The sequence below is a fragment of the Lysinibacillus sp. Ag94 genome (assembly GCF_023242215.1).
In the GTDB taxonomy this organism is placed as follows: Bacteria; Bacillota; Bacilli; order Bacillales_A; family Planococcaceae; genus Lysinibacillus.
In genome coordinates this window covers 4,621,285-4,633,098 of sequence record NZ_CP096780.1, presented here as the reverse complement: position 1 = coordinate 4,633,098, position 11,814 = coordinate 4,621,285, and the positions used below count along the sequence as shown (strand labels likewise).

The following is an 11,814-nucleotide window of genomic DNA, read 5'->3' as shown; positions in this document are numbered from 1 at the left end:
ATTAGGCACGCCGCCAGCGTTCGTCCTGAGCCAGGATCAAACTCTCCATAAAAAGAAATTTGATTAGCTCAAATTGTTTTGCTGGCATCATGTTTGATGTCCAAAATTTTGTTTCGTTCACTAACTCAAGGTTAGCTAGTAAAAACTTTATTGATTACGTTTTGCTTGTTCAGTTTTCAAGGTTCATTTTTTCATTTACTGCGTCACCTCTTGGCGACTCACTAATAATATCAAGAATATAAAGACATGTCAACACTTTCTCAAAAATAATTAATAGTTTTTAAAATCTATTATTATTCTTCACACCAATTTGTTCAGAGGATTAGTTAGCCTTGAATCAACATCCATTACACCTCCCAAAGAGATAAGATACTTCTGTAGTAGCTGACGCTTTGCTTTCGCTAAAAAGACTTCAAAGAGATATTTTTTCTAGTTCACTTCGTTTATTTAAACTATCAATTTTCTCTTACTTAGCTAGAGGTTAAAATCTTTGTTGAAACTTTAATTTTATCACCTAAATAATTTATCGATCCGAATAAAAATAAAAAAGGCGAACGCCAATGTTAATGGGTTGCCCTTCTAACTATTATAAATCCGTTATAATACGTGAAATATAGAAAGTACGATTTTTACCTAAATCAAATATCTCTCCTGAATGACATAATTTGACAAGTGGTCGAGTTGGTGCAAATTTATTTACAAACATTACTTCGCCTTGTTCCAAATTAGATAGTTCAACTATTGTTCCTATAGGAAGGTCGGCAACAATATCTATTAGTGCACGAACTACTTTAATATCAAACTTCCCAAATTCAGATTCATTAATCATCTCTATGACTTTAAAGGAAGATTGCTTTGTTCTATACACTCGCTCACATGTCATTGCATGGAATACATCTGCAACAGCGATGATTTGAGCGAAAGTAGAAATATTTGCGATTTTTTCCCCTTTCGGATAGCCACTACCATTTAAACGCTCATGGTGCTGGAAAATAGCCTCTTTCATTGTATCCTTTAAGATCGTTAAATCTTTGACCATATTATAGCTATAAATCGGATGCTTATAAATTTCATTAAACTCTTGCTCTGTTAAGGTTGTTTTTTTATCGCGGATACGTGGATGAACTTTTGCCATTCCACAATCAGCTAGTAACCCTCCGATTGCAACTTGTATTGTCATTCCTTTATCATAGCCTAATTTTTGTGCAATTACGGAAGAAATCAATGCTGTTGCTACACAATGATGGTACAAATAGTCTTTTGGATTGGAATACTCATTTAAATCAAAAATTATTGTACGATCTTCTAAAACCATTTCTAGTAATGGCAAAATAATTTTACGTGCTTTCGTAATATCTACCTTTGCACCAGCTTCCCAATTTTTAAATTCCTTTTTAAATTGTTCAATGGAATTGTCATAAATCTTTTTAAAAGATGGAATAGCCTCTATTGGAACAACTAATTCTGTTTCTTTTAACTCTGATCGAGCCTCTATACCATCTTTATAAACTGGAACTCTCGATATATTAAAAGCAAAGAAAACTGGTAAATGTTCATGGGTAATTATCGTGTTTTTAAAAATGATTGGATATTGTGTATTAGCAAAAATATCTTCAGAAATTACTTTTCCAACGCGTAACTCTGAAATAGGGATATATATAGTTTCCACGCAATTAACTCCTCTTCACTATTTCACTTATAAGATTTATTTTATCATGGAATTCAAAATAATTACTTATTTTTCATGATTTATGCAAAAAAAAAACGATGAACGGCAACACTAGCTGCCGTCATCGGTCTTTAATTATTCTTCTACTTGATCATTTTCTTCGTTACATTCTTCGTTAGATTCTTCTTCTTTTTCAACCTTCGCTACAGTTGCTACAAGCTCTTCATCACCTAAACGAATTAAACGAACTCCCTGCGTACTACGACCAATTAAAGAGATATCATTCACATCCATACGGATTAGCATGCCATTAATTGTAATGAGCATTAAATCTTCTGAACCATCAACAGTTTTTACAGCTACCATTGGGCCGTTTTTATCAGTGATTTGAATTGTTTTTAATCCTACACCACCACGGCTCTGTAAACGATATTCTTCTTCAGAAGTACGTTTACCATAACCTTTTGCTGTAACAACTAAAATTTCCTGTCCTGGTTCAACGATTTCCATACCAACTACTTCGTCACCATCACGTAGTTTAATACCTCGTACACCACCTGCAGTACGGCCCATTGAACGAATATCCTCTTCTTGGAAACGTACAAGCATTCCATCACGAGTACCGATAATCACTTGTTTATCTCCATCTGTTAAACGAACAGAAATAAGATCATCGTCTTCTCGTAAACTTATAGCTATTAAGCCGTTTGTTCGGATGTTAGCAAATTGAGATACTGGTGTACGCTTTGTAATACCTGTTTTAGTAGTGAAGATAAAGTATGCATCTTCATCAAATGAACCAACACGGATCATTGCTGTTACTTTCTCACCTTTTTCAATATTGAGTAAGTTAACAATCGGTAATCCTTTCGCTGTACGGCCAAATTCCGGAATCTCATAACCTTTTGCTCTAAATACTTTTCCTTTTGAAGTGAAGAACAAAATTGTATCGTGTGTAGATGTATTCATAAGATGCTCTACAAAATCATCTTCATTTGTGCCCATACCTTGTACACCACGACCACCACGTTTTTGACTGCGATATGTATTCGCAGCTAAACGTTTGATATAGCCATTGTGCGTTAAAGTTATAACCGAATTTTCGACTGGGATTAAATCCTCGTCCTCAATCATTTCTAAACCGCCAGAAGTAATTTCAGTACGGCGTGTATCGTTAAAACGATCTTTTAGTTCGACTATTTCAGTACGAATAATATCAACAATTTTAGCCTCATCCGCTAAAATCGCTTTTAATTCAGCAATTAATATTTGAAGCTCTTGATATTCTGCTTCAATTTTTTCACGCTCTAATCCACTTAAACGAACTAAACGCATATCTAAAATCGCTTGCGCCTGACGTTCAGACAAATTAAATCGTTCCATTAATTGTGGTTTTGCCTCATCACCGCTTCGTGAACCACGGATAATCGCAATAATTTCGTCGATATGATCAAGTGCAATACGTAAGCCCTCTAAAATATGCGCGCGATCTTCTGCTTTCCTTAAGTCAAATTCCGTACGACGGCGAATAATAACCTTTTGGTGCTCTAAATAATGATGCAGCATTTCTTTTAAGCCCATTACTTTAGGCTGACCATTTACTAATGACAGCATATTAATACCGAAGCTCGACTGCATTGCTGTTTGTTTATATAAATTATTTAAAACTACATTGGCATTTGCATCTTTGCGAACTTCGATGACTACTCGCATACCACGTCGGTCAGACTCATCACGTAGGTTTGTAATACCATCAATTTTTTTATCGCGTACAAGCTCTGCTATTTTTTCAATAAGCTTCGCTTTATTGACCTGGTATGGTAATTCATGAATAAGAATCGTCTCTTTACCATTTGATTTCTGTTCAATCTCTACCTTTGCACGAATAATGATTGAGCCACGACCAGTTTCGTAGGCACGGCGAATACCGCTACGGCCCAAAATTAATCCACCAGTTGGGAAATCAGGTCCTGGGATAATCTCCATCAATTCTTCTGTTGTAATAGCTGGATTTTCAGAAAGTGCAATCACGGCATCTATCGTTTCACCAAGTTGATGTGGCGGAATATTTGTCGCCATACCAACCGCAATTCCTGCCGCTCCATTTACTAATAAGTTTGGATAGCGACTAGGAAGGACAATAGGTTCCTTTTCTGAACCATCATAGTTATCTGTGTAGTCAATTGTGTCTTTATTTATATCACGAAGCATTTCCATCGCTATACGAGACATACGTGATTCCGTATAACGCATCGCTGCCGCTCCGTCGCCATCAACAGATCCAAAGTTACCATGACCATCAACTAGCATGTAACGATAGCTGAAATCTTGCGCCATACGTACCATTGCATCATAGATAGATGAGTCACCATGTGGATGGTATTTACCCATTACGTCCCCGACGATACGTGCTGATTTTTTGTACGCTTTATCTGCTGTATTCCCTAGCTCTTGCATGCCATATAAAATACGGCGATGTACAGGCTTCAATCCATCTCGTACATCTGGTAATGCACGAGAAACGATTACACTCATCGCATAATCGAGGAAGGATGTTTCAATTTCTTTTGTTATATTAACTCCTTTAACACCGGAGCGTTCTTGTTCTGACAAAGTGTAGACCTCCTCTCAAGAAAAATTAAATATCTAAATTAGCGTATACAGCATTTTCTTCGATAAATTGACGACGCGGTTCTACTTCATCGCCCATTAAACGCTCAAATGCTTGGTTTGCTTTAATTGCATCATCTAATTCTACTTGTAACAATGTGCGGTGCTCAGGATCCATGGTAGTTTCCCAAAGCTGCTCTGCATTCATTTCCCCAAGACCTTTGTAGCGCTGTACATTTGGTTTTGGCATTTTTGGTAGTCGTTCTAAAATTTCTTTTAATGTTTCTTCATCATAGCAATATTCAACATGCTTACCTTGCTTAACTTGATAAAGAGGTGGCTGTGCAATATAAATATAACCTGCCTCTACAAGAGGTCGAAGGAAACGGAAGAAGAATGTTAGTAGTAATGTGCGAATGTGGGCACCATCGACGTCGGCATCTGTCATAATAACAATCTTATGGTAACGAGCCTTTTCTAAAGTAAACTCTTCGCCAATACCTGTGCCAAATGCTGTAATCATCGCACGAATTTCTGCATTCGATAAAATTTTATCTAAACGTGCTTTTTCGACGTTAAGGATTTTACCACGTAACGGTAAAATTGCTTGGAAGTGTCGATCACGTCCAGATTTCGCAGATCCTCCGGCAGAGTCACCCTCAACGATATAAATTTCGCATTCGGCTGGATTTGTTGAAGAACAGTCAGCTAATTTACCTGGCAAGCTTGATACTTCAAGTGCACTTTTACGACGTGTAAATTCACGTGCTTTTTTAGCAGCTACACGTGCACGAGCAGCCATTAAACCTTTTTCAACAACTTTACGAGCGACAGTTGGATTTTCTAACATAAATCGTTCAAAGCCATCTGAGAACAAGGAGTTAGTAATTTGGCTAACTTCAGAGTTACCAAGTTTTGTTTTTGTTTGTCCTTCAAATTGTGGATCAGGATGCTTAACTGAAACAATAGCTGTTAACCCTTCACGCACATCCTCACCAGTAAGGTTTGCATCTGATTCTTTTAATAACCCATTTTTTCGCGCGTAATCATTAATAACACGTGTTAGAGCCGTTTTAAAACCAGATTCATGTGTACCGCCTTCATACGTATTAATGTTATTAGCAAATGAAAAGATATTAGAAGAGAATCCAGCATTATATTGCATAGCAATTTCAACTGAAATACCATCCTTTTCTCCAAGAACATCTATTGGATCATGGATTGGCTCTTTCGTTTGATTCAAATGCTCAACATAAGAACGAATACCACCTTCATAATGATACGTAGTAGAACGTTCCTCACCTTCGCGTTCATCAGCAATTGTAATTCTAATACCGCGATTCAAATAAGCTAATTCACGAATACGATGTGCTAAAATATCATATTCATAAACAGTCGTTTCTTTAAATATTTCAGGGTCTGCTTTAAAACGTGTAGTTGTTCCATTACGATCTGAATCACCGATAACCGTTAGCTCTTGCACAGTTTTCCCACGTTCAAATTTAATTTCATGAATATGACCCTCACGATGAACTTGAACGATCGTCTCAATTGATAAAGCATTTACAACAGATGCCCCTACACCATGAAGACCACCAGAAACTTTGTATCCTCCACCGCCGAACTTACCGCCAGCATGGAGCACTGTCATAATAACTTCAACAGCAGGCTTACCCATTTTCTCTTGAATACTTACTGGGATACCACGACCATTGTCTTCTACACGAATCCAATTGTCTTTTTCTATCGTTACTTTTATATCTGTACAAAATCCTGCAAGAGCTTCATCAATACTATTATCAACAATTTCCCATACTAAATGGTGAAGCCCTTTAGAGCTTGTTGAACCGATATACATCCCTGGTCTTTTACGTACCGCTTCTAAACCTTCTAATACCTGTATTTGATCGGCTTCATAAGCTTGATTTTGTAAACCTTCGTTCTCTATAGCCACGGCTTTCATCTACTCCTTCATAACATCATTGTGTGTAAATGAATGAACAGTCAACCGAGCTGACTATTACCATTCTTTTGTAATCTAAAAAACTCCCGGGCTAACTTTCCTCAATCGCGCCTTGTTCCACGTGAAACAGCTGTGCATGCTCCATCGTTTCATGGTGAATTCCATCAACACTTGTAGTCGTGACAAAGGTTTGAACTTCACCTTGAATGGTATTTAATAAATGCGATTGGCGATAATCGTCGAGTTCTGACAATACATCATCTAAAAGTAGTATGGGTGTTTCATTTGTTTCTTGTTTAATTAACTCGATTTCAGCAAGTTTTAATGAAAGAGCGGTTGTACGCTGCTGTCCTTGTGAACCATATGTTTGAACATCATAGCCATTTACCAAAAACTGCAAATCATCTCGGTGTGGACCAACTAGTGTTACACCCCGGTCAAATTCACGCGGCTTAGCTTCTATTAGCTTTTTATGCAAGAAGTCTTCAATTTCACTCGAAGTATGTTCTTTTTCAATACCAGCTACTGTGCGGTATTTAATAACTAATGTTTCCTTCCCTTGTGAAATACCTGCGTGAATTGGCTCTGCCCACTCCTGCAATAAATCCATAAATTGAAATCTTTTTCGAATAATTTGGGTAGCTGCGTGAATATATTGTTCATTATAAACCTCATACATCACGTCATCTGGCATTGCTTTCCCTTGATTCATCTTTAAAAAGTGGTTACGTTGCTTTAAAACTTTTTGAAAGGTTAATAAATCATGTAAATAAACAGGCGAAATTTGCCCAATCTCCATATCAATAAAACGTCGTCGTATTTGCGGACTTCCCTTTACGACATTTAAATCTTCGGGTGCAAACATCACGACATTCATTTGGCCAATATAATGACTTAGGCGACTTTGTTCTATGTGATTTATCTTACCTTTTTTGCCTTTTTTCGTAATCGTAAGCTCAATCGGTAAAATACCATGCCTTTTTTGAACGGCCCCTTCTATTTTACCATAGTCTGAATCCCAACGTATTAATTCTTTATCGTTCGTCGTGCGGTGGGATTTAGCCATCGCCAATACGTAAATAGATTCCATAACATTTGTTTTTCCTTGAGCATTTTCACCAATGAAAACATTAATTTTTGGAGAGAAATTTAAAGCTAAGGCATCATAGTTACGGTAATTTGTAAGTTTTAATTGCTCTATATGCATAATCTACTGTCCAGTGGTACCTACGATACGGAATCGACCACATCCAGGAATATTTACAATGTCACCGTCACGTAATTTACGACCGCGGCGATCATCTATTTCTCCATTTACATATACATCATTTTCCTGTAAAAACCACTTGGCCATACCACCAGAGCTAATGGCATCGGTCATTTTTAAAAGCTGTCCTAATGTGACAAACTCTACATCAATTTCAATGTCCTTCATAGCTGAGTTCCCCTCCAAATACAGATCGTCTATCTCTCTATCATACCTAAAAATTCACCATAAGTAAAAAAAGATAGCCGCAATTAGCGACTATCAGTACATTTTCCAAGGTCCTTTGACTTTGAAATGATGGAGTTTATTCTCTCCGACAAAAATTGTTTACTTCTATTACTGATTCCGGACACAATTTGGACTCGGTTTAATTGATTTTTTAATACGTACGCACAGGTAAAATCAATTGCAAAATAGCATCGTCATGAACAGAACGTAAAATAAATGGTCTCATTGCCCCTGTGAATTGAATGACTACTTCTTGACCATCAATTGCTTTTAGTGCTTCCATCATGTATTTCGCACTGAAAGAAATTTTTAAGTTCTCCCCTTCTAATGACTCAACAGGAATTTCCTCTTGTACTTTACCGATTTCTGGAGAATTAGAAGAAACTTCGACAGCTTGATTATCTAAAATCTCAAAACGTACAACATTGTTACGATCGCCACGAGCAACAAGAGATGCACGATCGATTGCTTGTAATAATGATTTACCATTAATCGTTAGATTTGTTTGGTACTCTTCTGGAATTAAACGTGATGTATCTGGGTAGTTACCTTCAAGCAAACGAGAGAAGAATAATACTTCCCCTGTTTTAAATAATACTTGCTGACTTGTGATAACAATTTGTACAAGATTTGTAGAATCCTCTAAAACTTTATTTAACTCATTTAAGCTTTTACCAGGAATGACAACACTATGTTCAACCTCAGGTAAATTTTCCAGTTGAACTTTACGTCTTGCCAAACGGTGGCTATCTGTTGCAACACAGATTAATGTTTCATTTTTTATCTGCCAGTTTACACCTGTCAACACCGGTCTACTTTCTGAAGTGGCAACAGCGAATACTGTTTCACGGATAATTGATTTTAATAGATCAGCAGGAATAGTAAATTTTTGATCCTCTGTTAATTCGGGTAATAAAGGATATTCAGCAGCATCAGAGCCAATTAAGTGGAATTCAGATTTACCTGAGCGAATATGAGTTTGGAAACCAGTTGTTACTTGAATTTCAACCTCATTTGTTGGTAATTTACGAACAATTTCATTGAACATACGAGCTTGTACAACAATTGATCCTGTTTCTGTTATATGAATTATTTGTTGGCCATCTTCTTCAACTGGAATAAATGTTTGAATTGTAATATCAGCATCACTACCTGTTAAGCGAATACCCTCATCTGTTACATCCATTTTTATCCCCGTTAAAATGGGTATAGTCGTTTTTGAACTTACGGCTTTCATGACATCATTTAAACCCTCTAATAAACGGTCACGTAAAATATCAAATTTCATTCGTTTTCCCTCACATATTTATATTATTTATTTATATAAAATAAAAAAGATATAGTAATAGGTCCTGTGGATTTGTGGATAAGTACTTCTAAGTGAATAAAATCAGTCTATCCACATGTAGATAGACTGTGTATAAGTTTGTGTTTAAATGTTTGTGTTGTCCACAACATTATTTCCCTAACATGCTTCGAATTTGTTTAATATCTTGCTGTAGCTGAACGTCATTTTTCAACATAGAAGATATTTTTTCGTGAGCATGGATAACCGTAGTATGGTCACGTCCACCAAATTCTTCGCCAATTTTCGGCAGCGAAAAATCTGTTAATTCGCGAGATAAAAACATGGCAACTTGACGCGGGAAGGCAATTAACTTCGTACGTTTTTTCGCGGCAAAATCCTCTAAACGAATGTTAAAGTGCTCTCCTACTGCATTTTGAATGTCTAATATCGTGACAGTTCGCGGCTTTGAATTAGGGATAATATCCTTTAATGCTTCAGCAGCCAAAGTTGCATTAATATCCTTGTTAACAAGCGATGAATAGGCAACGACGCGAATAAGCGCACCTTCAAGCTCCCGGATATTGGAGTCAATCTGGTTCGCAATATAGAGCATGACTTCATTTGGCACTTCTAGGCCATCAGCCTTTGCTTTTTTTCGAAGAATGGCGATACGAGTTTCCAAATCAGGGGGCGCAATATCTGTAATTAGTCCCCATTCGAATCGAGAACGTAAACGATCTTCCAAGGTTGGTATTTCCTTCGGAGGACGGTCACTAGAAATAACAATTTGTTTCGATTCTTCATGTAATGTATTAAAAGTATGGAAAAATTCTTCTTGAGTTGATTCTTTTCCAGCTAGAAATTGAATATCATCAATTAGCAGTACATCTACATTGCGATATTTGTTGCGGAAATCTAGTGCCTTATTATCTCGAATTGAGTTAATAAATTCATTTGTAAATTTTTCAGATGATAAATATACCACCTTTGCATTTGGGTTATGTTCAAGTACATAATGACCAATCGCATGCATTAAGTGTGTTTTGCCAAGCCCTACTCCCCCATAGATAAAAAATGGGTTATAAGCCTTCGCAGGCGCTTCTGCGACAGCTAGCGAGGCAGCATGTGCAAAGCGGTTACCAGAGCCAATAACAAATGTATCAAAAGTATATTTCGGGTTTAACATACCTGGTGAAATATCATGATGATCGTCATTTTTTGCTTGGATAATCGGCGCTGGTAAATCAAAATCGTCCGAATCCTGGTTTTTTTGAACAACAAACTTAATAAGCAAGTCTTCGCCTGTAAGCTCCGTTAATATACCTGTAATCAAATGAATATAATGATTTTCAAGCCAGTCTCGAGCAAACGAATTTGGCGCAGCAATTGTCACAGTAGAACCACTACCATTGTAGGAAAGTAGTTTAGTAGACTTTAGCCACGTTTCGAAGCTTGGTTTAGAAATTTTTTGTTCAACTTGAGCCAGGACATTATTCCATAGTTCTTCTAAATGTTCCAAGCTGCTAATCTCCTTTTCAGTTCAATACAATTAAAAGCGCATTTATAGAAACGGTAAATACGTTCATTTTACAACTAGTCCACAAACTCACAAGTTGTGGATAAAAGTTAACCAAAGGCTGTGATAAAAATTATCCACAGCATATCAACAGTTGTGGATAAAATTAAAGTTCATTTCAGTTTTCAACAAAGTGAAGCACAGATATCGTATCAGAAAAACAAAGCTATTTCAATAGTTTGTGAAACTTATCCACATACCTTTCATTTATGCACTTCCAAGTTGTCCACAAGGTCTGCTTATGTGAAAAAGGTGTAGATAAATGTTGTGGATAAAAAAATATGCAAAAAATACTATACACAACTCTGTGTAAAAAAAACAAGTACTCTGTGGATAATTTATTTTTATGTAGCAGAAGATGATTGGAATAAAAAAATAGACATAGATTTGCGGAAATATAGAAATTTATAAAATTCATTGACAAAATAACTAGTTACTTTATATAATATTCAGGTCTGTATGTTGAAAAATTCAACTCATCCAGGAGGTGTCTATATAAATGAAACGTACTTACCAACCAAAAAAACGTAAGCACAGCAAAGTTCACGGTTTCCGCGCACGTATGAGCACGAAAAACGGTCGCAAAGTTCTTGCTGCTCGCCGTCGTAAAGGAAGAAAAGTATTATCAGCATAAAATAAGTCCACTGAGACACATCAGTGGTCTTTTTTTTCTTTATTTTTGGTAAACCTAAAAATGAGGATCAAAGGATAATTATCGAGTAGCAGGTGAAAGTAATGAAAAAACGCCAACGAGTGAAAAAAAATGATGATTTTCAAAAGGTGTTTAAAAAGGGTAAATCTTTCGCTAATCGTCAGTTTGTCGTATATCTTTTAGAAAAAGAGGGACAAGCGGAATTTCGTATAGGATTATCGGTTAGTAAAAAGCTTGGGAATGCAGTAACACGCAACCAAATCAAACGCTATATTCGACAAAGTATTCATGAATTAAAGGATGAACTAAAGCCGAATATGGACTATGTTATTATCGCCAGACAACCGGCGGCCACGATGGATTTTCATGAAGTAAAACAAAGTTTGCAGCATGTACTACGAATCGCAAAAGTATTGAAGAAAGCCTAATATGGATGGCAACCAAAGTGGTGAGATAGAATAGTTTAGTTTCTGCGCGAAAGTGAAGCCAATGTAAATACGTATAGGGGTATTTTAAAGTCGGATTTTCACTGCAATATATGAATTATTAGTAACATTACTT

At 36.5% G+C, this 11,814-nt stretch carries 9 protein-coding genes; 2 read left to right on the top strand and 7 right to left on the bottom strand.

Features of this window, described 5'->3' with window-relative positions; all coding sequences use genetic code 11:
* Nucleotides 1-586 precede the first annotated feature (586 nt).
* From MY533_RS22055 to dnaA, 7 genes are all read right to left on the bottom strand, one after another.
* Complete coding sequence (locus tag MY533_RS22055) at nucleotides 587-1,669, bottom strand: HD-GYP domain-containing protein (protein WP_248717575.1); 1,083 nt, start codon at nucleotides 1,667-1,669, stop codon at nucleotides 587-589.
* A gap of 135 nt (nucleotides 1,670-1,804) precedes the next feature.
* Nucleotides 1,805-4,282: a DNA gyrase subunit A gene (gene gyrA, locus MY533_RS22050; protein ID WP_248717574.1), complete on the bottom strand. Its 2,478-nt coding sequence runs from the start codon at nucleotides 4,280-4,282 to the stop codon at nucleotides 1,805-1,807.
* A 25-nt stretch (nucleotides 4,283-4,307) separates the two neighbouring features.
* Nucleotides 4,308-6,242 (bottom strand): DNA topoisomerase (ATP-hydrolyzing) subunit B, encoded by a 1,935-nt coding sequence (gene gyrB / locus MY533_RS22045; protein ID WP_248717573.1) that lies wholly within the window; start codon nucleotides 6,240-6,242, stop codon nucleotides 4,308-4,310.
* Between the two features lie 91 nt (nucleotides 6,243-6,333).
* A complete protein-coding gene (gene recF / locus MY533_RS22040; RefSeq protein WP_248717572.1) occupies nucleotides 6,334-7,449 on the bottom strand; it encodes a DNA replication/repair protein RecF in 1,116 nt (371 codons plus the stop codon).
* Between the two features lie 3 nt (nucleotides 7,450-7,452).
* A complete protein-coding gene (yaaA, locus tag MY533_RS22035; RefSeq protein ID WP_132362475.1) occupies nucleotides 7,453-7,677 on the bottom strand; it encodes a S4 domain-containing protein YaaA in 225 nt (74 codons plus the stop codon).
* Nucleotides 7,678-7,888: 211 nt separating this feature from the next.
* On the bottom strand, nucleotides 7,889-9,025 hold the full coding sequence (dnaN, locus tag MY533_RS22030; protein ID WP_132362477.1) for a DNA polymerase III subunit beta: 1,137 nt from the start codon (nucleotides 9,023-9,025) through the stop codon (nucleotides 7,889-7,891).
* 169 nt (nucleotides 9,026-9,194) lie between these two features.
* Nucleotides 9,195-10,544 carry a chromosomal replication initiator protein DnaA gene (dnaA, locus tag MY533_RS22025; RefSeq protein WP_132362479.1) on the bottom strand — a complete coding sequence of 450 codons (1,350 nt, stop codon included), beginning with the start codon at nucleotides 10,542-10,544 and terminating at the stop codon, nucleotides 9,195-9,197.
* A gap of 556 nt (nucleotides 10,545-11,100) precedes the next feature.
* On the opposite strand from dnaA, the gene rpmH reads away from it, so the two are divergent.
* Both rpmH and rnpA read left to right on the top strand, forming a co-directional pair.
* A complete protein-coding gene (rpmH, locus tag MY533_RS22020; RefSeq protein ID WP_004233310.1) occupies nucleotides 11,101-11,235 on the top strand; it encodes a 50S ribosomal protein L34 in 135 nt (44 codons plus the stop codon).
* Between the two features lie 101 nt (nucleotides 11,236-11,336).
* Entirely contained in the window at nucleotides 11,337-11,681 is a 345-nt protein-coding gene (gene rnpA, locus MY533_RS22015; RefSeq protein ID WP_248717571.1) for a ribonuclease P protein component, read from the top strand.
* Nucleotides 11,682-11,814: the final 133 nt, after the last annotated feature.